Here is a 21,760-nt window from a genome sequence, read left to right as displayed (position 1 = left end):
ACCCCGCGATACCGCCAGGTGTCATGCGTGCGCCTGCCGCCAGCGACGAAGGAGCTCCGATGGTTTCCCCGCATTCGCAATTGTTGAAGGTCACGCAACGCGTGATCGAGCGCAGCAAGCCCACGCGCGAAGCGTATCTGGCCCGCATCCAGCATGCGCAGGGGCGCTTTCCGGCGCGCGGCGCGTTGTCGTGCGCGAACCTCGCTCACGGTTTCGCCGGCCTCGAGGGCAACGACAAGCTCGTGATCAAGCAGATTCGCGAGCCGAATATCGGCATCGTGTCGTCGTACAACGAGATGCTGTCGGCGCACGCGCCGTACAAAAACTACCCGGACATCATCAAGCAGGCCGCGCGCGAAAACGGCGGCGTCGCGCAATTCGCGGGCGGCGTACCGGCGATGTGCGACGGCATCACGCAGGGCAACGCGGGCATGGAGCTGTCGCTGTTCTCGCGCGAAGTGATCGCGATGAGCACGGCCGTCGCGCTCACCCACAATATGTTCGACGCGGCGCTGTGCCTCGGCATCTGCGACAAGATCGTGCCGGGCCTGCTGATCGGCGCGCTGCAGTTCGGCCATTTGCCGACCATCTTCGTGCCGGCCGGCCCGATGGCAAGCGGCTTGTCGAACGACGACAAAGCCAGGACGCGTCAGCAGTTCGCGACCGGCCAGTGCGGCCGCGACGCGCTGCTCGAAGCGGAAGCGGCCGCCTATCACAGCCACGGCACCTGCACGTTCTACGGCACCGCGAACAGTAACCAGATGCTGATGGAAGTGATGGGCCTGCATCTGCCGGGCTCGGCCTTCGTGCATCCGCACACGCCGCTGCGCGACGCGCTGACCGCGCAGGCCGCGCGCCGCGTGCTCGATCTGACGGTCGAGCGCGGCCACTACATGCCGATCGGCCATGTGGTCGACGAGAAGGCGATCGTCAACGGCATCGTCGCGCTGCTGGCGACCGGCGGCTCGACCAATCACACGCTGCACCTCGTCGCAATCGCGCGCGCGGCCGGCATCGTGATCGATTGGGACGACTTCGACACGCTGTCGCAGACGGTACCGCTGCTTGCGAAGATCTATCCGAACGGCAAGGCCGACGTGAACCACTTCCACGCGGCGGGCGGCGTCGCGTTTCTCGTGCGCAATCTGCTCGAAGGCGGTCTGCTGCATGAAGACGTGAACACGGTCGCGGGCAAGGGTCTGAAGCGCTACACCGAGGAGCCGAAGCTGCTCGACGGCAAGCTGCAATGGGTGGCGGGTGTCGAGGCGAGCGCGGACACAGCGGTGCTGCGCGGCATCAGGGAGCCGTTCCAGCCGGACGGCGGCCTGCGTCTGATGCAGGGCAAGCTCGGCCGCGGCGTAATCAAGATTTCGGCGGTCGCGGCGCAGCATCGCAAGGTGAAGGCGCCGGCAATCGTGTTCGATTCGCAGGAAGCGGTGCAGGAAGCGTTCGACAAGGGCGAGCTCAAGCGCGACTTCATCGCGGTGGTGCGCTTCCAGGGCGCACGCGCAAACGGCATGCCCGAGTTGCATCGTTTGACGCCGCTGCTCGGTGTGCTGCAGGATCAGGGTTTCCATGTCGCGCTGGTGACCGATGGCCGTATGTCGGGCGCGTCGGGCAAGGTGCCGGCGGTCATCCATCTGTCGCCGGAAGCGTTGCTGCAAGGCCCGATCGGCAAAGTGCGCACGGGCGACATGCTGGTGATCGACGCCGAAGCGGGCGTGCTCGACATCGAAATCGACGCAGCCGAGTGGGCCGCGCGTCCGAGCGCCGAGCCGCTGCATCAGGCGGACAACGAAGTCGGCTTCGGCCGCGAGCTGTTCGGCGTGTTCCGTGCGGCGGCGGCGCCGGCGGAGCAGGGCGCGTCGGTGTTCGGCAAGCTGGTCGGCGAGGGCGGCACGGTCGACGGCCAGCACGGCCACGACGGTGACCATCAGCACGGCCATCAACCCAGCGACCATCATCACACGAGCACCGCGCAAGCCGGCGCGGCGCTGCAGAAACAAGGAGTCTGACTATGACGTCGAAAACAGTAAGCGATATCGTGCGCCTCGGCCCGGTGATTCCGGTGCTCGCGTTCGACACGGTCGAACAGGGCGAACACGTGTCGCGCGCGTTGCACGCGGGCGGCGTGAAGGTGCTCGAAATCACGCTGCGCACGCCGGCGGGCCTCGGCGCGATCGAGCGTGCGTGCGAACTCGCGGACGACATCGTGGTCGGTGTCGGCACGATCACGAAGCCCGAGCATTGCGCCCAGGCGAAGAAGGCGGGCGCGCAGTTCGGCGTGTCGCCGGGTCTGACCAAGGACATGCACAAGGCCGCGCAGGATGTGGGTCTGCCGCTGTTGCCCGGCGTGATGACGCCGTCGGACATCATCCTCGCGCTCGAGCTCGGCTACGAGATCGTCAAGTTCTTCCCCGCACAGCAGGCGGGCGGCGTGCCGATGCTGCAGGCGTTCCACGGCCCGTTCCCGGCGCTGAAGTTCTGCCCGACCGGCGGCATCACGCCGGAAAGCGCGCCGCACTTCCTGTCGCTGCCGAACGTGGTCTGTGTCGGCGGTTCGTGGCTCACGCCGAAGGCCGCGCTCGCCGCGCAGAACTGGGACGAGGTCACGCGCCTCGCGCGCGCCGCGAGCCAGCTGGCGGCACCCGCGCACTAAGCCCCACAACCCAATAACGCATCGGTCAACTGAACCGGGCCCAGGAGTCTCGTCGATACAGCCGCATCAGGCTGTCGCGCCGAGACTCTTTTTTTACCTGATATGCGTGCTGGATTTGCGCGCGCTTTCTGGAAACAAACAGTAAAATTCAGCGTCCGCGCGGCTAGCCGGGTTTTCAGGCATCGCGCAGGTTGCCGTGAGACGAAGTGCCGGCCGCATCCGCACTCTGAAATCAATAAACCAAAGGAGGGGCTTCATGGAATCTGCCCACGGCAGCTTGCTGCTGGTCTACGCATTGATCGCGATCGCGTTGCTGATCTTGATGATCACGCGCTTCAAGGTCTATCCGTTTCTCGTTCTGATCATCGTGTCGTTGCTGCTGGGCCTCGTGGCTGGCATGCCGATGCAGACCATCGTCAAATCGTTCGAAACGGGGAACGGCAACACGCTCGGGCACATTGCCATCGTCGTCGGTCTCGGTACGATGCTCGGCAAGATGATGGCCGAATCGGGCGGCGCCGAGCGCGTCGCGACCACGCTGATCAACTGGTTCGGTGAGAAACACATTCACTGGGCGATGATGGTGGTCGCGATCATCGTCGGCTTGCCGGTATTCTTCGAAGTCGGCTTCGTGCTGCTGATTCCGATCGCGTTCAACGTCGCCAAGCGCACCAACAAATCGCTGCTGCTGGTCGGCCTGCCGATGGTCGCGGGTCTGTCCGTCGTGCACGGGCTGATTCCGCCGCACCCGGCCGCATTGCTCGCCGTGCAGGCGTATCACGCGGACATCGGCAAGACGATCGCCTACGGTCTGATCGTCGGCGTGCCGTGCGCGATCGTCGCAGGTCCGCTGTTCGCGTTGCTGGTGAGCCGTCATATCCAGTTGCCGAAGGAAAATCCGCTTGCCGCGCAATTTCTGGGCAGCGACGTGAAGGACGCCAACGGCATGCAAAGTGGTAGCGCCGCGAAGGCCGCTGCACCGAAGCGCGAACTGCCGAGCTTCGGCATCACGCTGGTCACGATCCTGTTGCCGGTGGTCCTGATGCTGGTCGGCAGCTGGGCCGACCTGGTCTTCGAACCGAAGACGCTGCCGAACGATCTGCTGCGCTTTTTCGGCAACACCGACGTCGCGCTGCTGACGGCCGTGCTGGTCAGCTTCTGGACCTTCGGCGCGAGCCGCGGCTTTAACCGCGAGCAGATCCAGAAGTTCTGCGGAGAATGTCTGGCGCCGATCGCGGGTATTACACTGATCGTCGGTGCGGGCGGCGGTTTTGGCCGCGTACTGATGGATAGCGGCATTTCGAAGGAAATCACCAACGTGGCGACCGCGGTGCATCTGTCGCCGCTGCTGTTCGGCTGGCTCGTCGCGGCGATGATCCGTCTCGCGACCGGCTCGGCCACCGTCGCAATGACGACCGCCTGCGGCATCGTCGCGCCGATCGCGGCGGCGGGCGCGGTGCAGGTCAAGCCGGAACTGATGGTGCTCGCGACCGGCTCGGGCTCGCTGATCTTCTCGCATGTGAACGACGGCGGCTTCTGGCTGATCAAGGAATATTTCGGCATGACGGTGGGGCAGACCTTCAAGACGTGGTCGCTCCTCGAAACCATCATTTCGGTGATGGGGCTGGGCCTGACCTTCGCACTCGCGGCGGTCCTGTAAGGAGTTTCAAATGATTCTGATCGCAATGGGCGTGTCGGGCGCCGGCAAGACGAGGATTGGCGAAATGCTGGCCGAGCGCCTGCATTGCGCGTTCACCGACGGCGACGCGTTCCATAGCGCGGCGAACAAGGAGAAGATGCACCACGGCATTCCGCTCACCGACGAAGACCGCTGGCCGTGGCTGAAGACGATCCGCGCGGCGATCGAGGAAAAGCAGAAAGCGGGCGAGACGGCGGTGTTCACGTGTTCGTCGCTGAAGCGCTCGTATCGCGACATTCTGCGTGCCGGCGACAGGGACGTGTGCTTCGTCTACCTGAAGGGTTCGCGCGAGGTGCTCGCGGAGCGTCTCGGGGATCGCACCGGGCATTTCTTCGATCCGTCGCTGCTGCAAAGCCAGCTCGATACGCTCGAGGAGCCCGGTGACGACGAAGCGATCACGGTCAGCATCGATCTGACGCCGGAACAGATCGTCGACGAGGTGCTCAAGCAGGTCGAAGCGCGCTGAGTCTTTGATTGCTTCGCGTTCCAGCTTCGAACGCGGGACGAAAAAAAGCCGCTCCTCGGAGCGGCTTTTTTACGCATTGAAGAAGCTGGCCCAGCCGATCAGCCGATCCGCTTCGCCAGTTCGACGGCCCGGCCGATGTACGAGCCGGGCGTCATCGCGAGCAGACGGTCCTTCGCGTCCTGCGGAATCGCCAGGCCGCCGATGAAGCTCTGCAGTGCCTCGCGCGTGATGCCCTTGCCGCGCGTGAGTTCCTTCAGCTGCTCGTACGGATTCTCGATGCCGTAACGGCGCATCACGGTCTGCACCGGCTCGGCCAGCACTTCCCAGCAGTTGTCGAGGTCTTCGTTCAGACGCTGCGCATTCACTTCGAGCTTGTCGAGGCCGCGGATCAGCGAGTCGTACGCGAGCAGCGAGTAGCCGAACGCGACGCCGATGTTGCGCAGCACCGTCGAGTCGGTCAGGTCGCGCTGCCAGCGCGACACCGGCAGCTTGTCGGCGAGGTGACGCAACGTCGCGTTCGCGAGGCCGAGGTTGCCTTCCGAGTTTTCGAAGTCGATCGGGTTGACCTTGTGCGGCATCGTCGACGAACCGATTTCGCCGGCCTTCGTGCGCTGCTTGAAGTAGCCGAGCGAGATGTAGCCCCACACGTCGCGGTCCAGATCCAGCAGGATCGTGTTCGCGCGCGAGATCGCGTCGAACAGCTCGGCCATGTAGTCGTGCGGCTCGATCTGGATCGTGTAAGGATTGAACGTGAGCTTCAGACGGTTCTCGACGACGTCCTTCGAGAACGCTTCCCAGTCGAACTCCGGATACGCGGACAGGTGCGCGTTGAAGTTGCCGACCGCGCCGTTCATCTTGCCGAGCAGTTCGACCTTCGCGATCCGCTCGATCGCACGCGCGAGCCGCGCGGCGACGTTGGCGATTTCCTTGCCGAGCGTGGTCGGGCTGGCCGGCTGGCCGTGCGTGCGCGACAGCATCGGCTGGGCGGCTTGCGCGTGCGCGAGCGCAACGAGGCGTTGATGCACCGAGCGCAGCGCCGGCAGGATCACGTGTTCGCGCGCGCCGGCGAGCATCAGGCCGTGCGACGTGTTGTTGATGTCTTCCGACGTGCACGCGAAGTGGATGAACTCGCTCGCGCGCTCCAGTTCTTCCTGGCCCTTCACCGATTCCTTCAACCAGTATTCGACGGCCTTCACGTCGTGGTTCGTCACGCGCTCGATTTCCTTGATGCGCGCGGCGTCGTGCGCGGTGAAGCGCTCGGCCAGTTGCAGCAGGAATTGCTCGGACGCCTCGGAGAAGCGCGGCACTTCAGCGAAGCCGGCGCGCGACAGCGCGATCAGCCAGTGGATTTCGACCGTCACGCGATTGCGCATGAAGGCGGCTTCCGAGAGCCAGTCGCGCAGGGCTTCGGTTTTGGCGGCATAGCGGCCGTCGAGCGGGGAAAGTGCGTTCAGCGCGAAGAGGGTGTCGGGGCGGGTGTCGGACATGATGAGGACCGGGTTGAAGCGGTTGAGCGCTCAGCGAGCGGGTCGGGAACGGAGGGAACCGTGGATTTTACCACTGTGACGCGATCGGCCCGCCCGGATGCGTCGGTCGCAATCCGCGCCGCTAGAATGCAGACTTCTTCCCTCTCGACGGCAAGCGCAATCGCATGGAACTGAAATGGCTCGAAGACTTCATTTCGCTCGCGGAAACGCGTAGCTTCAGCCGCTCGGCCGAGTTGCGCCACGTCACGCAGCCGGCTTTCTCGCGCCGCATCCAGGCGCTCGAAGCGTGGCTCGGCACGGAACTGATCGACCGTTCTGTTTATCCGACGCGGCTCACGGCGGCCGGTCAGGTGTTCAACGAGCAGGCGCTCGCGATGCTGTCGCAATTCCACGAGGCGCGCGCGCTGCTGCGCGGCCACACGGCGACGCCCCAGGCGACGATCGAATTCGCGGTCCCCCACACGCTGTCGCTCACTTACTTCCCGCGCTGGCTGCAGCGCATCGAGGCGCAGATGGGCCCGATCCACACGCGGCTGCGCGCGCTGAACGTGCACGACGCGGCGCTCTCGCTGGTGGAAGGCGGCTGCGATTTGATGATGGGCTACCACCATCCGAGCCATCCGGTCGCGCTCGATCCGGCGCGCTACGACATGCTGACGCTCGGCCACGAGCCGATCAGCCCGTTCTCGGCGCCGGCCCGCGCGGGGCGGCCGCGTCACACGCTGCCAGGCTCGGCCGATGCGCCCGCGCCGTATCTGTCGTACACGCCGAACGCGTACCTCGGGCGCATGACCGAGGTGATTCTCGCGAACGCGCCGGAGCGCCTGTACCTCGACCGGCTCTACGAAACCGACATGGCCGAGGGGCTCAAGGCGATGGCGCTCGCCGGTCACGGCATCGCGTTTCTGCCGCATAGCGCGGTCGAAGATGCGGTGGCCGAAGGCCGGCTGATCCGCCTCGATCGCGCGACGCGCGGCACGCCCGAAGGGCAGCTGACGCTCAGCATGGAGATTCGCCTGTATCGCGACAAGCTCGCCGCGAAAAGCGACGACGCGCGCCAGATTCTCGTGCGCCAGTTGTGGGACGTGGTGTCGGAGGAACTCCGGCAGAGCGCCGCCTGAGCCGCGGCATAAAACTCAAACTCGAACCTGCGTCGCGACGACGCGAATTTGCGGCTTTGCGAACGTTATGCAAAAAAAACATAACGGGATGAGGAAACGGCATTGGATTTCGATACGGCGTTTTTCCACAATGCCCGTACTCGATCAAACGCCGGAGCGTTCATGTCATCCCAGCAACAAGCCGCAGAATCGGTGCAAGCCGCCTCAACGTTGCAAGCAGTTCCCTCCTACCTCAATAAGGACGACCTCGGCCCCTGGGGCAACTATCTGCGCCAGGTCGACCGCGTCGCGCCGTATCTCGGTTCGCTGTCCCGCTGGCTCGAAACCCTGAAGCGCCCGAAGCGCATTCTCGTCGTCGACGTGCCCATCGAACTCGACAACGGCACGGTCGCGCACTTCGAGGGTTATCGCGTGCAACACAACGTGTCGCGCGGTCCGGGCAAGGGCGGCGTGCGTTATCACCAGGACGTTACGCTCTCCGAAGTGATGGCGCTGTCCGCCTGGATGTCGGTGAAGAACGCGGCGGTGAACGTGCCGTACGGCGGCGCGAAGGGCGGCATCCGCGTCGATCCGCGCACGCTGTCGCGTGGCGAGCTCGAGCGCGTGACGCGCCGCTACACGAGCGAGATCGGCATCATCATCGGACCGAATACCGACATCCCGGCGCCGGACGTGAACACGAACGAGCAGATCATGGCGTGGATGATGGACACGTACTCGATGAATCAGGGCCAGACGGCCACCGGCGTCGTGACGGGCAAGCCGATCACGCTCGGCGGCTCGCTCGGCCGTCGCGAGGCGACCGGCCGCGGCGTATTCGTGGTGGGCTGCGAAGCGGCTCGCCGCATCGGCTTCGACATCGAAGGCGCGCGTATCGCGGTGCAGGGCTTCGGCAACGTCGGCGGCATCGCCGCGCGTCTGTTCCAGGAGGCGGGCGCGAAGGTCGTCGCGGTGCAGGACCACACCGGCTCGGTGTACAAGTCCACCGGCATCGACGCGGTCGCGCTGCTCGACTACGTCACGAAGACGGGCGGCGTCGGCGGTTTCCCCGAAGCCGACGCGATCACCGGCGATGAGTTCTGGACCGTCGAGTCGGACATCCTGATTCCGGCGGCGCTGGAAAATCAGATCACCGAAAAAAACGCCGGCAAGATCAAGACCAGGATCATCGTCGAGGGCGCGAACGGCCCAACCACTACCGCGGCGGACGACATCCTGCACGATCGCGGCATCCTCGTGATTCCGGACGTGGTCGCGAATGCCGGCGGTGTGACAGTGTCATATTTCGAATGGGTCCAGGACTTCTCGAGCTTCTTCTGGACCGAAGACGAGATCAACGAGCGCCTCGAACGCGTGATGCGCGAAGCGTTCGCGGCCGTCTGGCAGGTGTCGAGCGAGCAGAACGTGTCGGTGCGCACGGCGGCGTTCATCGTCGCGTGTAAGCGGATTTTGCAGGCGCGCGAGATGCGCGGCTTGTATCCCTGATGGACCCTGTCCTATCTTGTTTGAAACGGCGGTGACGCGGCCCGGTATCCGGGCCGGGAGGCGCACACCGCCGAAACTTCGTGCATCAACGCGGTCCACAAGACGGCGTGTTTGACCGGCGGACGGCATCCTATCGATGTCGCCCGCCTTCTCATATGCGCGAAACGGCCGTGCGACGGCGCCGCGGGCCCATCGCGGCGTGCGCGCAACAGAATGGTTAATAGCGATACTTTCAGAAAAATTACTTTGTTACACTGGCGCCGGTTCTTGCCATGGAGATCAAGATGAAGATTAAAAAAGCTGCGCTGCTGCTCGCGACTCTCGGACTGTTTACGGTTGGCGCGCATGCGCAAGACTCGGGCACGCTGAAAAAGATCAAGGATACGGGCGTCATTTCGCTGGGCCATCGCGAATCGTCGATCCCGTTCTCCTTTTACGACGACAAGCAGAACGTGATCGGCTACTCGCAGGATTACGCGACGAAGATCGTCGAGGCCGTCAAGCAGAAGCTGAACATGCCGAACCTGAAGGTGAAGCTCGTGCCGGTCACGTCGCAGAACCGCATTCCGCTCGTGCAGAACGGCACGGTCGACATCGAGTGCGGCTCAACCACGAATAACCTCGAGCGTCAGCAACAGGCTGCCTTCACGAACACGATCTTCGTGATCGGCACGCGCCTGATGACCAAGAAAGATTCCGGCATCAAGGACTTCCCGGACCTCAAGGGCAAGACGGTCGTCACGACCGCCGGCACCACGTCCGAGCGCCTGCTTCGCAAGATGAACCAGGACAAGAACATGGGCATGAACATCATCAGCGCGAAGGATCACGGCGAATCGTTCCTGACGCTGTCGACGGGCCGTGCCGCCGCGTTCATGATGGACGACGCGCTGCTCGCCGGCGAGCGCGCGAAGTCGAGCAACCCGGGCGATTTCGTGATCGTCGGCACGCCGCAATCGCGGGAGGCGTACGGCTGCATGCTGCGCAAGAACGACCCCGACTTCAAGAAGGTCGCCGACGACGCCATCGCGAAGGTGCAGACGTCGGGCGAAGGCGAACAGATCTACAAGCGCTGGTTCGAATCGCCGATCCCGCCGAAGGGCCTGAACCTGAACTTCCCGATGAGCGACGATATGCGTGCGCTGTTCAAGAACCCGAACGACAAGGCAATCGACTAAACCCTAGCTGCTTTTTCGACACTTTCGAAACGCTGAACGGAACGGAAGGGGCCACGCGCTTCTTCCGTTTCTTTTTGCCGGAGTCTTGGTCATGTCATATCACTGGAACTGGGGCATTCTGCTGAGTCCCGTCTCCACGGGCGAGCCGACCACCTATTTGGGCTGGCTGTTCTCGGGGCTGTGGGTGACGGTCACCGTGTCGCTGTCGGCATGGGTGATCGCGCTGATCGTCGGTTCGCTCTTCGGTGTGCTGCGCACGGTGCCCAACAAATGGGCGTCGGGTGTCGGCACCGTCTACGTCGCGATTTTCCGTAACATTCCGCTGATCGTGCAGTTCTTCATCTGGTATCTGGTGATACCGGAGCTGCTGCCCGTGTCGATCGGCAACTGGTTCAAGCAATTGCCGCCGGGCGCGCAGTTCTTCTCGTCGTCGATCGTGTGTCTGGGCCTCTTCACCGCCGCGCGCGTGTGCGAGCAGGTGCGCTCGGGCATCAACGCGTTGCCGAGCGGCCAGCGCGCGGCCGGTCTGGCGGTGGGCTTCACGCAGTGGCAGACGTATCGCTACGTGCTGCTGCCGGTCGCGTACCGCATCATCGTGCCGCCGCTCACCTCCGAGTTTCTGAACATCTTCAAGAACTCCGCGGTTGCCTCGACGATCGGTCTGCTCGATCTGTCCGCGCAGGCGCGCCAGCTCGTCGACTACACGTCGCAAACTTACGAGTCGTTCATCGCGGTTACGGTCGCATACATGCTGATCAATCTGATCGTGATGCAACTGATGCGCTGGGTCGAAGTGAAGGCCCGGCTGCCCGGCTATATCGGAGGAAAGTGATGCATCATTTCAACTGGAGCGGTATTCCGGGCGCGCTGCCTACGCTATGGACCGGCGCCATCATCACGTTCAAGATCACGCTGATCGCGATCGTATTCGGCATCATCTGGGGCACCATTCTCGCGATGTTTCGACTGTCGCCGATCAAGCCGCTCGGATGGTTCGCGCAGGGTTACGTGACGCTCTTCCGTTCGATCCCGCTCGTGATGGTGCTGCTGTGGTTCTTCCTGATCGTGCCGCAGGTGCTGCAAAGCGTGCTCGGTCTGTCGGCCGACATCGACATCCGGCTCGCCTCGGCGATGGTCGCGTTCTCGCTATTCGAGGCCGCGTATTATTCCGAGATCATCCGCGCCGGCATTCAGGCGGTGCCGCGTGGTCAGGTCAATGCGTCGTTTGCGCTCGGCATGACCTATGGGCAGGCGATGCGCCTGATCGTGCTGCCGCAGGCGTTCCGCGCGATGGTGCCGCTGCTGCTCACGCAGGGTATCGTGCTGTTTCAGGATACGTCGCTCGTCTACGTGATCAGCCTCGCCGACTTCTTCCGCACGGCTACGAATATTGGCGATCGTGACGGCACGAACGTCGAGATGGTACTGTTCGCGGGCGCGTGTTATTTCGTGATCTGCGTGATCGCGTCGAGCCTCGTCAAAGGTCTTCAGAAAAAGGTCGCAAGATGATCTCTATCAAGAATGTTTCGAAGTGGTACGGCCATTTCCAGGTGCTGACCGACTGCACGACGGAAGTCAAAAAGGGCGAAGTGGTCGTGGTCTGCGGGCCGTCCGGTTCGGGCAAGTCCACGCTGATCAAGACCGTCAACGGACTCGAGCCGTTCCAGAAGGGCGAGATCGTCATCAACGGCCAGTCACTGACCGACAAGAAAACCAATCTGTCGAAGCTGCGCTCGAAGGTCGGCATGGTGTTCCAGCACTTCGAACTGTTTCCGCATCTGTCGATCGTGCAGAACCTGACGCTCGCGCAGGTGAAGGTGCTCGGCCGCTCGAACGACGAGGCGACCGCGAAGGGCCTGAAGCTGCTCGATCGCGTAGGTCTGCGCGCACATGCGGACAAGTATCCGGGGCAGCTGTCCGGTGGTCAGCAGCAGCGCGTTGCGATTGCGCGTGCGCTCTCCATGGACCCGATCGCGATGCTGTTCGACGAGCCGACCTCGGCGCTCGATCCGGAGATGATCAACGAAGTGCTCGACGTGATGGTCGAACTCGCGCAGGAAGGCATGACCATGATGTGCGTGACGCACGAAATGGGCTTCGCGAAGAAGGTCGCGCATCGCGTGATTTTCATGGACAAGGGTTTGATCGTCGAAGACGACCGCAAGGAAGACTTCTTCGCGAATCCGAAGTCGGATCGCGCGAAGGATTTTCTCGCGAAGATTCTGCACTGAGGGTGGGTGCGCAGGCCTCGTTTCGGGGCTCGCGCGGGACGAAAAAAAGCCGCTCCGTGGAGCGGCTTTTTGTTTCGCAGGCGTAGGGTGACGCGGCGGCTTACGACTCGAACGCTGCCGTGTCATCGGCGGCTTCGAGATCGGTTTCGCTGTCGGGTGATAGCGTGGTTGCGCTCGTGCCTACCGCGTGCGCGCCGTTCGACGCCGCGATCGCCGTGGCCGACGCCGATGCGTCGAGTGCCGGATTGCGCAACTTTTCGAGCACCGACTGCGGCACCGGGATATTGGCGCGGCCGATCACGTCGCCATGCTGGAACATCAGCAGATCGCCGGGCTTGAACGCGGTCCACACTTCGTTGTCGGTCAGCGGTTTGGTCGCGATCACCGCGACGCGGTCTTCGGGTGTCGTGTATTTGGCGAAATCGATCGACACGTCCGCGTCGACCAGATGCGCGGTCGAAAACGGCCAGCGACGCACGACGTAATGCAGATGCGTCGAGCAATGCGCGAACAGGGCCTGGCCGTTAGACATCAGGAAATTGAACACGCCGTACCGCGTGATTTCACGCGTGAGCGTCTCGAGCGCGACGAACAGCTCGTGAAGCGGCGGCTGCTGCGCGCCCGGAAAAGCCTTACGCAAACCTTCCAGCAGCGCGCAGAACGAGAGTTCGCTGTCGGTCGTGCCGACCGGCTGATACACGCCGTTCAGTTCCGGCGCGTAAGCCTGCAGGTCGCCGTTATGCGCGAAGATCCAGTGACGCCCCCACAGTTCGCGCATGAACGGGTGGCAGTTTTCGAGCAGGATGTGCCCTTGCGTCGCCTTGCGGATGTGCGCGATCGTGTTTTTCGATTTGATCGGGTAGCGCTTGACCATCTCGGCGATCGGCGACGTGGCCGACGATTGATGATCGATGAACAAGCGGCACGCCTTGTCTTCAAAGAAAGCGATGCCCCAGCCGTCGGCGTGGTGATCGGTGACGCCGCCACGCGCCGCAAAGCCGGTAAAGGAAAACGTGACGTCCGTCGGCGCGGCGCAGTTCATTCCGAGAAGTTGGCACATGTTGCAGGTGAGCCTGTGAACGGAGTGAGCCGTTACAATGATGATTTTCCAAGCATATCACCGAGCCGGAGACGCCAAAAAGCAAAATTGACATGTGTTTGGGCCGCTACAGCGCGGTTTGACCGGTCGATCAGCGAGGTGCGCGAAGTCTCGTATTCCTGCCATGACTGCTTTCAACGTTTCCCCCGATTCCGTCACACTGGTCCGCCCGGACGACTGGCATCTGCACGTGCGCGACGGCGCGATGCTCGCGGCCGTGCTGCCTGACACCGCGCGCCAGTTCGGTCGCGCGATCATCATGCCGAACCTGAAGCCGCCGGTCACGACGACCGCGATGGCGAAGGCGTATCGCGAGCGCATCATCGCCGCGATTCCCGAGGGCGCGAAATTCGAGCCGCTGATGACGCTGTACCTGACCGACAACACGCCGCCCGACGAGATCCGCCGCGCGCGCGGGAGCGGCTTCGTGCACGGCGTGAAGCTGTACCCGGCGGGCGCGACGACGAACTCGGACGCGGGCGTCACCGATCTGATGAAGTGCGCGAAGACGCTGGAAGTGATGCAGGAAGTCGGCATGCCGCTGCTCGTGCATGGCGAGGTGACGGATTCGGACATCGATCTGTTCGATCGCGAAAAGGTCTTCATCGATCGCGTGATGATGCCGCTGCGCCGCGCATTTCCCGCGCTGAAGGTCGTGTTCGAGCACATCACGACGAAGGACGCGGCCGACTACGTCCGCGAAGCGGGCGTCGCGCCGGAACTGCTTGGCGCTACGATCACCGCGCACCATCTGCTGTACAACCGCAACGCGATTTTCCAGGGCGGCATCCGTCCGCATTACTACTGCCTGCCGGTGCTCAAACGCGAGACGCATCGCGTCGCGCTGGTCGAGGCGGCGACCTCGGGCGATCCGCGCTTCTTCCTCGGCACCGACAGCGCGCCGCATCCGAAGGGGATGAAGGAACACGCGTGCGGTTGCGCGGGCTGCTACACCGCGCTGCACGCGCTCGAGCTCTATACCGAAGCATTCGACAAGGCCGGCGCGCTCGACAAGCTCGAAGGCTTCGCGAGCTTCCATGGTCCGGACTTCTACCGTCTGCCGCGCAATACGGAGAAGGTCACGCTGCGTCGCGAGGAATGGACGCTGCCGGCCGAGCTGCCGGCCGGCGATACGCCGGTCGTGCCGCTGCGAGGCGGGGAGTCGATTGGCTGGCGTCTCGTTTGAGGCTGCGGTAGATGCGGGAGCGTGAGGCGGGGCAGCGCGCTGCCAATATTGATAAGGCGGCGAAAGCGGGCTCCGCGGTAGCGCATGAAGCCGCGGCGGACAAAGCTGCGCGCGGCATGGCACCCGAGCCTCTGCCAGCGTGCTTCGCCGCAATCGACTGGTCGAAGCCGTGGTTCGCGCAATTCGCCACACGCGGTCAGCGTTGGCAGCAAGCCGCGCTGACCGGCTACGCGGACCTTCTCGCCGCGATGAACGCCGACGCCGCCCAGATGCAACAGACCACCGGCCGCGGCCAGCCTCTTGCGTTCATCGCGCAGGACGACCTGCCACCGGGTGCCGCGTACGAGGGGCATATCGCGTCGACCGGTTGCGTGCCGACGCGCCACAATCTGCACGACTTCTTCAACGGTTCGATGTGGTTCGCGTTTCCGCGCATCAAGGCGGCGCTGAACGCGCGCCAGTCGGCGGAACTCGACGTGCTCGGCGTCGGCCCGACGCGTGGTGGTGTGCGCGACATGCTGACTCTCTTCGACGAAAACGCGCTGCTGTTCGCTTGCGCCGATTCTTCGCTGAGCGCCGCGCTACGCGGCTTCGAGTGGCAGACGCTGTTTGTCGCGTGGCGCGATGCGTGGGGGCGGCGCTGCGAAGTGCGGTGCTTCGGCCATGCGCTGCTCGAAAAGCTGATCGCGCCGTTCAAGGGCTGCACCGGCCATGCATGGATCGTCGACGTTCCGGCCGAGTATTTCGAATGGGACACCCCGGCGCGCGACGCATGGCTCGATGAAGCCGTCAGCGCGGCGCTGCTCGGCCCCGACGTTTTGACGAGCCGCATGTTCGCGCCGCTGCCGGTGCTCGGCATTCCGGGCTGGTGGCCCGAGAACGAATCGCCGGCGTTCTACGACGACACGTCCGTGTTCCGCACGGGGAGGCGCAAGCGCTAGGCGCTTCCGCGTTCGGTGTTAAAATTCGCGCCAGCAAAGCAGGCCAGGCAGTCGCGGCCTCGACGGCTTCGGCCAACGAGGGCGAGGAAAGTCCGGACTCCACAGGGCAGGGTGATGGCTAACGGCCATCCGTGGCGACACGCGGAACAGGGCAACAGAAAGCAAACCGCCGATGGCCCGGCGCAAGCCGGGATCAGGTAAGGGTGAAACGGTGCGGTAAGAGCGCACCGCGGCTGTCGCAAGGCAGACCGGCACGGTAACCTCCACCCGGAGCAATTCCAAGTAGGCAGGCGCGCATCTTCGCGATGCAGGACGGGGCCCCCGTCTCGTCTGCGGGTAGGAAGCTTGAGCGCGTCAGTAATGGCGCGCCTAGAGGAATGGCTGCCACGCGGGTCGCGTCTTCGGGCGCGGCGCGTGCACAGAATCCGGCTTATCGGCCTGCTTTGCCGCTGTATAAGGAAAGCCGGCGTCCGTTGAGACGCCGGCTTTTTCATTTGGGGCGGGGTGGCGGCCGTGGCCGCCATCGCTTTCGCGCTCAGAGCGCGACGATGTCGAACGAATGCGTGAGCTCGGCGGTCTTCGCGATCATGATCGACGCCGAGCAGTATTTGTCGTGCGAGAGGTTGATCGCGCGCTCGACGGTCGCCGGGTTCAGATTCTTGCCCGTCACCGTGAAGTGGAAGTGGATCTTCGTGAACACCTTCGGATCTTCGCTCGCGCGCTCGGCCTTCAGCGTCACCGAGCAGCCGGCGATCTCCTGGCGGCTCTTCTTCAGGATCATCACGACGTCGTAGGCGGTGCAGCCGCCGGTGCCGAGCAGCACCATTTCCATCGGGCGCGGCGCGAGGTTGCGTCCGCCGCCCTCGGGTGCGCCGTCCATCGCGACCAGATGACCGCTGCCCGTCTCGGCCGCGAACGCCATCCCGTCTTGTCCCATCCAGCTTACTTTGCATTCCATGCTGTCACTCCCACCGCGCATCGCTTTATCGAGACGGCATTGTAGCCCGGTGTCTGACGATTGGCGCACGCTGAGCGCATCCCGCGTCCATGCACGGCGATTGCTTTCTTGTTGCGATGCGGAACGGGCGGGCGGTTCCAGAATTCCTCGGGCAGTTTAGGGGCCTTAGTTCCAAGGCATGTCTGATGCGATTCGAATTCTTTGGCCTTTAGTGCTTGATCCAAAAGGAGTTTTAGTCAAATGTCCTCCCTGCATCGAATCTGTCGCATTATGAAAACAAATTTCACAATGCAAATCTTCTTGCGTTGCACAAGGGTGACTCTTATAATTTATTCCATCGTTGCAGCAGTTCTGCAACCTCCGCTGTCTCCTCCACCTCCTCCTTTGGTGGATTAAACCTGAACCGCTCGTTCAGGTTTTTTTTCGCCCCGTTTGTCAGGCGTTTCGGCCCGTTTCCTGGCGCTCGCGGCGAGCGCATCGCACGTTTTGACTTGCCAGCACAAATTCCTTTATAATTCAGGGCTTTTCCGCATCCGCGCCCGCGGAAGAAGAACCAGGGAGAGCCTGCACGCGCCTCGATGCGCACACTACAAGCAGGAAAGAACACATTGGGCGCAGCAATTTTTTTGGATCGATCATGAAGACGTTTTCCGCAAAAGCCCATGAGGTGACGCGCGAATGGTACGTGATTGACGCGACGGATAAGGTTCTCGGGCGTGTCGCCAGCGAAGTGGCACACCGTCTTCGCGGCAAGCACAAGCCTGAATTCACTCCCCACGTCGACACCGGTGATTTCATCATCGTCATCAACGCCGGCAAGCTGAAGGTCACGGGCAACAAGGTTACCGACAAGAAGTACTACCGTCACTCGGGCTACCCGGGCGGTATCTATGAAACGACGTTCGGCAAGATGCAGGAACGCTTCCCGGGCCGTGCGCTCGAAAAAGCGGTCAAGGGCATGCTGCCGAAGGGTCCGCTCGGCTACGCGATGATCAAGAAGCTGAAGGTCTACGCTGACGCAACGCATCCGCATTCGGCACAACAGCCGAAGGCGCTCGAGATCTAAGGGGAGCCCACATGATCGGTAACTGGAATTACGGCACGGGCCGCCGCAAGAGCGCCGTCGCTCGCGTGTTCATCAAGGCAGGCAAGGGCGACATCGTTGTGAACGGCAAGCCCATCGCCGACTACTTCTCGCGCGAAACGTCGCTGATGATCGTGCGTCAGCCGCTGGAGCTCACGAACCACGGTGTCACGTTCGACATCAAGGTCAACGTGACCGGCGGCGGTGAAACGGGTCAAGCAGGTGCGGTTCGCCACGGCATCACCCGCGCGCTGATGGACTATGACGCAACGCTGAAGCCGGAACTGTCGAAGGCTGGCTTCGTCACGCGTGACGCTCGTGAAGTCGAACGTAAGAAGGTCGGCTTCCACAAAGCACGTCGCCGCAAGCAGTTCTCGAAGCGTTAATCGTTTCGGGCGTGAACCGGCCCTCGCGCCGGTTTGCAGCAAAAGCCGCCAACGCCACGCGCGAAGGTGGCTTTTTTTATGGTTCGCCGGGGTTCGCACGCCGGCCCCGTTCGCTCAAGTGCCAACGGATCGCCTCGCATCGACCTTGCAGCAAGAGCGCATTGATTTTGTGGACTTCAGCACGATATCCGGAACAGCCCTACAATATCGGCTAAAGCTTTTTGGAGAGTTCGAAATGAACGCAGTCACCGACACCCCCGTGACCGAGATGCCGGCCCCCTTCGTCTTCACCGACGCAGCGGCTGACAAGGTCAAGCAACTGATCGATGAGGAAGGCAACCCGGAGCTCAAGCTGCGCGTGTTCGTGCAGGGCGGCGGCTGCTCGGGCTTCCAATACGGCTTCACGTTTGATGAAGCGATCAACGAAGACGACACCGTGATGAACAAGAGCGGCGTCCAGCTGCTGATCGACTCGATGAGCTACCAGTACCTGGTCGGCGCCGAAATCGACTACAAGGACGACATCAACGGCGCGCAGTTCGTTATCAAGAACCCGAACGCGACCACGACGTGCGGTTGCGGTTCGTCGTTCTCGGTCTGAGCGCATAGGCTCGTCAAGCCAGAGCGAAGAAACGGGGCCGAGAGGCCCCGTTTTTCATTGCCTTCGTGCCGCAGAATCCGCGTGCGGCAACAAAAGGTGTTTGTTTTCAGCTCATCCCTTCTCAGCGCGGATAAATAGCCCCCAACACCCGCTCCGCGGATGCCCCGGTCACGCTTGGCAGACTGCCCGGCAGACGCGCGATGCAGCGCATTGCGAGCCACGCGAACGCGAGCGGCTCGACCTGGCTCGGCGGCACGCCGAGCGCGTCGGTCGTCATCACGGGCACACCGCTTACGCCGCTGTCTTCGAGCGCCTGCTGCAACGCCTTCATGATCTCCGGATTGCGCGCGCCGCCGCCGCACACGTACACGGCCCGCGCATCGGATGCATGCCGCTCGATCTCGCGCGCGACCGTCACCGCGGTCAGCGCGACGAGCGTCGCCTGTACGTCGGCTGGTGCGAGCGCGGAGAACGGCTCGAGCTTCGCATCGAGCCATGCGGTGTTGAATAGATCGCGGCCGGTGCTCTTGGGCGGCTGCTCTGCGAAGAATGGTTCGTCGAGCAACGCGTTCAGCAGCTTGCGATCGACCTGGCCACTCGCCGCGAAATGACCGTTTTCGTCGAATGGCTTGCCGAGCTGGCGCTCGGCCCACGCGTCGAGCAGCGCGTTCGCCGGCCCGCAGTCGAAGCCGCGCACGCCGCCGGTCGCGTTCAGGATCGTGATGTTGCTGATTCCGCCAAGATTGCAGACGACGCGCGTTTCGTCCTTCGCACCGAAGATCGTCGCGTGAAAAGCGGGCACGAGCGGCGCGCCCTGGCCACCTGCCGCGACGTCGCGGCTGCGGAAATCGGCGACCACGTCGATATGCAGCATTTCCGCGAGCAGCGCCGGGTTGTTGATCTGTCGCGTATACCCCTTTTCCGGCCGATGCCGCACGGTCTGCCCATGCACGCCGATCGCACGGACGTCATCGGCCGATACGCGGCTGTCGCGCAGCAGATCGTGGCAGCACACCGTGTAGCGCGTCGCGAGCGCGTTGGCGGCGAGCGCCTCGCGCTCGATCTCGTTGTCCCCCGGCTGTTGCAACGCGAACAGCGCTTCGCGGATGCCGGCCGAAAAGCCGACGAACGCCTCGGCCAGCACCTCGGGCGGCTTCCCTTTGGCAAACCGGACGGCCACGCCGTCCACACCGTCCATGCTGGTTCCCGACATCAGTCCGAAATAGATGCCGTCTGCGGAATCTTGCGCCACGTCGCTGCTCCTGTCGATGTTCATTCCGATTCGTTGTAGCAGATTATCGGCGCAAACGGCGAAGGTGACGCGAGCCGCAACGAATTGGCCCGTCGCGGGGCCGTGCGGGGCGCGTGAGTGGGCGCGGCGGCGCGCATCTATGGGACAATCCTGTTTTTTCGCGACTTCACGTTTCCAGCATGAGCACCGAGTCCACCCAGCCCAATCCCGCTTCCGCCTTCCCGATCACCGACGAAGTCCGTCACGCGCTCGCCGTGACCAAGCGCGGCGTCGACGAACTGCTGATCGAAGACGAATTCGCGCAAAAGCTCGCGCGCAGCGCGGCGTCGGCCAAGCCGCTGCGCATCAAGCTCGGGCTCGATCCGACTGCACCCGACATCCACATCGGCCACACGGTCGTGCTGAACAAGATGCGCCAGTTGCAGGACCTCGGCCACACGGTGATTTTCCTGATCGGCGACTTCACGTCGCTGATCGGCGATCCGTCCGGGCGCAACGCGACCCGCCCGCCGCTTACGCGCGAGCAGATCGAATCGAACGCGAAGACCTATTTCGAGCAAGCCGCGCTCGTGCTTGATCGCGACAAGACCGAGATTCGCTACAACAGCGAATGGTCGATGCCGCTAGGCGCCGACGGCATGATCAAGCTTGCGTCGCGCTACACGGTCGCACGCATTCTCGAGCGCGAGGACTTCACGAAGCGCTTCCAGGGCGGCGTGCCGATCTCGATCCACGAATTCCTGTACCCGCTGATGCAGGGCTACGACTCGGTTGCGCTGAACGCGGACCTGGAGCTCGGCGGTACGGATCAGAAGTTCAACCTGCTGGTTGGTCGCGAGTTGCAGAAGCAGTACGGCCAGGAGCAGCAGTGCATCCTGACGATGCCGCTGCTCGAAGGGCTCGACGGCGTCGAGAAGATGTCGAAGTCGAAGAACAACTACATCGGCATCAGCGAAAAGCCGACCGACATGTTCGGCAAGCTGATGAGCATCTCCGACACGCTGATGTGGCGGTACTTCGAACTGCTGTCGTTCCGTCCGATGGACGAAATCGCCCGCTTCAAGCGCGAGGCCGGCGCGGGCCGTAATCCGCGCGATTTCAAGGTGATGCTCGGCCAGGAAATCGTCGCGCGTTTCCACTCGCAGGCGGACGCCGAACGCGCGCTGGAGGACTTCAATCATCGCGCGAAGGGCGGCGTGCCCGACGATATCCCGGCCGTGACGCTCGCGGGCGCACCGCTCGCGATCGGCCAGTTGCTGAAGCAGGCGAACCTCGTACCGTCGACGAGCGAGGCGCTGCGCAATATCGAGCAAGGCGGCGTGAAGATCGACGGCACCGCGGTGTCCGACAAGGGCCTGAAGGTCGAAGCGGGCGAGTACGTCGTGCAGGTCGGCAAGCGCCGCTTCGCACGCGTGACGCTGACGGCGTGATCGCGCTGATCCAACGCGTGCGGCGCGCCGAAGTGCGCGTCGCCGATCGTGTGACCGGCGCGATCGACGCAGGCCTGCTCGCGCTCGTCTGCGCGGAGCGCGGCGACACCGAGGCCACGGCCGACAAGCTGCTCGCCAAGGTGCTCGGTTACCGCGTGTTCAGCGACGCGGCCGGCAAGATGAACCTGTCGGTGCAGAATCTCGACGGCGCCGGACGCGCGGGCGGGCTGCTGCTCGTGTCGCAGTTCACGCTCGCGGCCGATACCAACAGCGGCCTGCGCCCGAGCTTCACGCCGGCCGCGCCGCCCGACGAGGGCAAGCGCCTGTTCGACTACTTCGTCGCGGCCGCGCGCGCGAAGCATCCGATCGTCGAGACTGGCGAGTTCGGCGCGGATATGCAGGTGTCGCTCGTCAACGACGGGCCGGTCACGTTCTGGTTGCAGACCAACGCGTAAAAGAACGCAAACGTTCGAGCGCGCCGTCGCCGCACGCGAGCC

At 63.5% G+C, this 21,760-nt stretch carries 21 protein-coding genes and 1 other RNA gene; 18 read left to right on the top strand and 4 right to left on the bottom strand.

What is annotated here, in order from left to right; genetic code table 11:
- Window positions 1–59: 59 nt before the first annotated feature.
- The 4 genes from edd to OKW41_RS38010 all read left to right on the top strand — a co-directional run bounded on the left by edd (window position 60) and on the right by OKW41_RS38010 (window position 4,824).
- Window positions 60–2,015: a phosphogluconate dehydratase gene (edd, locus tag OKW41_RS38025; RefSeq protein WP_429575716.1), complete on the top strand. Its 1,956-nt coding sequence runs from the start codon at window positions 60–62 to the stop codon at window positions 2,013–2,015.
- Between the two features lie 2 nt (window positions 2,016–2,017).
- The gene (gene eda, locus OKW41_RS38020; protein WP_184022929.1) at window positions 2,018–2,659 is read left to right on the top strand and encodes a bifunctional 4-hydroxy-2-oxoglutarate aldolase/2-dehydro-3-deoxy-phosphogluconate aldolase; all 642 of its coding nucleotides are present in this window, start codon (window positions 2,018–2,020) and stop codon (window positions 2,657–2,659) included.
- 256 nt (window positions 2,660–2,915) lie between these two features.
- Window positions 2,916–4,319 carry a gluconate:H+ symporter gene (locus OKW41_RS38015; RefSeq protein ID WP_429575715.1) on the top strand — a complete coding sequence of 468 codons (1,404 nt, stop codon included), beginning with the start codon at window positions 2,916–2,918 and terminating at the stop codon, window positions 4,317–4,319.
- A gap of 10 nt (window positions 4,320–4,329) precedes the next feature.
- On the top strand, window positions 4,330–4,824 hold the full coding sequence (locus OKW41_RS38010; RefSeq protein ID WP_429575714.1) for a gluconokinase: 495 nt from the start codon (window positions 4,330–4,332) through the stop codon (window positions 4,822–4,824).
- A 98-nt stretch (window positions 4,825–4,922) separates the two neighbouring features.
- Here the strand turns inward: OKW41_RS38010 and purB are convergent, their stop codons facing one another.
- The gene (purB, locus tag OKW41_RS38005; RefSeq protein WP_429451700.1) at window positions 4,923–6,311 is read right to left on the bottom strand and encodes an adenylosuccinate lyase; all 1,389 of its coding nucleotides are present in this window, start codon (window positions 6,309–6,311) and stop codon (window positions 4,923–4,925) included.
- Window positions 6,312–6,475: 164 nt separating this feature from the next.
- Between purB and OKW41_RS38000 the strand changes: the two genes are divergently transcribed.
- The 6 genes from OKW41_RS38000 (at window position 6,476) to OKW41_RS37975 (ending at window position 12,326) form a co-directional block, all read left to right on the top strand.
- The gene (locus OKW41_RS38000; RefSeq protein WP_018421792.1) at window positions 6,476–7,432 is read left to right on the top strand and encodes a LysR family transcriptional regulator; all 957 of its coding nucleotides are present in this window, start codon (window positions 6,476–6,478) and stop codon (window positions 7,430–7,432) included.
- 162 nt (window positions 7,433–7,594) lie between these two features.
- Entirely contained in the window at window positions 7,595–8,917 is a 1,323-nt protein-coding gene (locus tag OKW41_RS37995) for a Glu/Leu/Phe/Val family dehydrogenase (protein WP_429451697.1), read from the top strand.
- Between the two features lie 284 nt (window positions 8,918–9,201).
- Window positions 9,202–10,095 (top strand): glutamate/aspartate ABC transporter substrate-binding protein, encoded by an 894-nt coding sequence (locus OKW41_RS37990; protein ID WP_429451695.1) that lies wholly within the window; start codon window positions 9,202–9,204, stop codon window positions 10,093–10,095.
- A gap of 91 nt (window positions 10,096–10,186) precedes the next feature.
- Window positions 10,187–10,927, top strand: a complete 741-nt coding sequence (locus OKW41_RS37985) for an amino acid ABC transporter permease (protein ID WP_429451694.1) — start codon at window positions 10,187–10,189, stop codon at window positions 10,925–10,927.
- Window positions 10,927–11,604: a glutamate/aspartate ABC transporter permease GltK gene (gene gltK, locus OKW41_RS37980; RefSeq protein WP_429575713.1), complete on the top strand. Its 678-nt coding sequence runs from the start codon at window positions 10,927–10,929 to the stop codon at window positions 11,602–11,604. The genes OKW41_RS37985 and gltK overlap by 1 nt, the downstream gene beginning before the upstream one ends.
- Window positions 11,601–12,326, top strand: coding sequence for an amino acid ABC transporter ATP-binding protein (locus OKW41_RS37975; protein ID WP_176105077.1), 726 nt, complete (start codon window positions 11,601–11,603; stop codon window positions 12,324–12,326). Before gltK ends, OKW41_RS37975 begins: the two co-directional genes overlap by 4 nt.
- A gap of 100 nt (window positions 12,327–12,426) precedes the next feature.
- Here the strand turns inward: OKW41_RS37975 and OKW41_RS37970 are convergent, their stop codons facing one another.
- Window positions 12,427–13,386 (bottom strand): class II glutamine amidotransferase, encoded by a 960-nt coding sequence (locus OKW41_RS37970; protein WP_429575712.1) that lies wholly within the window; start codon window positions 13,384–13,386, stop codon window positions 12,427–12,429.
- Between the two features lie 163 nt (window positions 13,387–13,549).
- Here OKW41_RS37970 and pyrC point away from each other — a divergent pair, with 163 nt between their 5' ends.
- The 3 genes from pyrC (at window position 13,550) to rnpB (ending at window position 16,001) form a co-directional block, all read left to right on the top strand.
- Window positions 13,550–14,611: a dihydroorotase gene (gene pyrC / locus OKW41_RS37965; protein WP_429575711.1), complete on the top strand. Its 1,062-nt coding sequence runs from the start codon at window positions 13,550–13,552 to the stop codon at window positions 14,609–14,611.
- 11 nt (window positions 14,612–14,622) lie between these two features.
- Entirely contained in the window at window positions 14,623–15,552 is a 930-nt protein-coding gene (locus OKW41_RS37960; RefSeq protein ID WP_429575710.1) for a DUF3025 domain-containing protein, read from the top strand.
- A 35-nt stretch (window positions 15,553–15,587) separates the two neighbouring features.
- Window positions 15,588–16,001, top strand: an RNA gene (gene rnpB / locus OKW41_RS37955) — RNase P RNA component class A.
- 86 nt (window positions 16,002–16,087) lie between these two features.
- On the opposite strand, the gene OKW41_RS37950 is transcribed toward rnpB, so the two are convergent.
- A complete protein-coding gene (locus OKW41_RS37950) occupies window positions 16,088–16,510 on the bottom strand; it encodes an OsmC family protein (RefSeq protein WP_026226035.1) in 423 nt (140 codons plus the stop codon).
- A gap of 637 nt (window positions 16,511–17,147) precedes the next feature.
- Between OKW41_RS37950 and rplM the strand changes: the two genes are divergently transcribed.
- The 3 genes from rplM to erpA all read left to right on the top strand — a co-directional run bounded on the left by rplM (window position 17,148) and on the right by erpA (window position 18,581).
- Window positions 17,148–17,576 carry a 50S ribosomal protein L13 gene (gene rplM, locus OKW41_RS37945; protein WP_013090508.1) on the top strand — a complete coding sequence of 143 codons (429 nt, stop codon included), beginning with the start codon at window positions 17,148–17,150 and terminating at the stop codon, window positions 17,574–17,576.
- A gap of 11 nt (window positions 17,577–17,587) precedes the next feature.
- Entirely contained in the window at window positions 17,588–17,980 is a 393-nt protein-coding gene (gene rpsI, locus OKW41_RS37940; protein ID WP_011489810.1) for a 30S ribosomal protein S9, read from the top strand.
- Between the two features lie 235 nt (window positions 17,981–18,215).
- Entirely contained in the window at window positions 18,216–18,581 is a 366-nt protein-coding gene (gene erpA, locus OKW41_RS37935; protein ID WP_013090506.1) for an iron-sulfur cluster insertion protein ErpA, read from the top strand.
- A gap of 121 nt (window positions 18,582–18,702) precedes the next feature.
- Here erpA and OKW41_RS37930 read toward each other — a convergent pair whose 3' ends face one another.
- A complete protein-coding gene (locus OKW41_RS37930) occupies window positions 18,703–19,833 on the bottom strand; it encodes an anhydro-N-acetylmuramic acid kinase (RefSeq protein ID WP_429454539.1) in 1,131 nt (376 codons plus the stop codon).
- A gap of 179 nt (window positions 19,834–20,012) precedes the next feature.
- Between OKW41_RS37930 and tyrS the strand changes: the two genes are divergently transcribed.
- Entirely contained in the window at window positions 20,013–21,263 is a 1,251-nt protein-coding gene (gene tyrS, locus OKW41_RS37925; protein ID WP_429575709.1) for a tyrosine--tRNA ligase, read from the top strand.
- Window positions 21,260–21,718, top strand: a complete 459-nt coding sequence (gene dtd / locus OKW41_RS37920; RefSeq protein WP_184022941.1) for a D-aminoacyl-tRNA deacylase — start codon at window positions 21,260–21,262, stop codon at window positions 21,716–21,718. The genes tyrS and dtd overlap by 4 nt, the downstream gene beginning before the upstream one ends.
- Window positions 21,719–21,760: the final 42 nt, after the last annotated feature.

Origin of the sequence: Paraburkholderia sp. UCT70 (assembly GCF_050434085.1) — a bacterium.
Classification (GTDB): domain Bacteria; phylum Pseudomonadota; class Gammaproteobacteria; order Burkholderiales; family Burkholderiaceae; genus Paraburkholderia; species Paraburkholderia tuberum.
The sequence above is the reverse complement of the archived record's forward strand: the minus strand, read 5'-3'. Positions and strand labels throughout refer to the sequence as shown.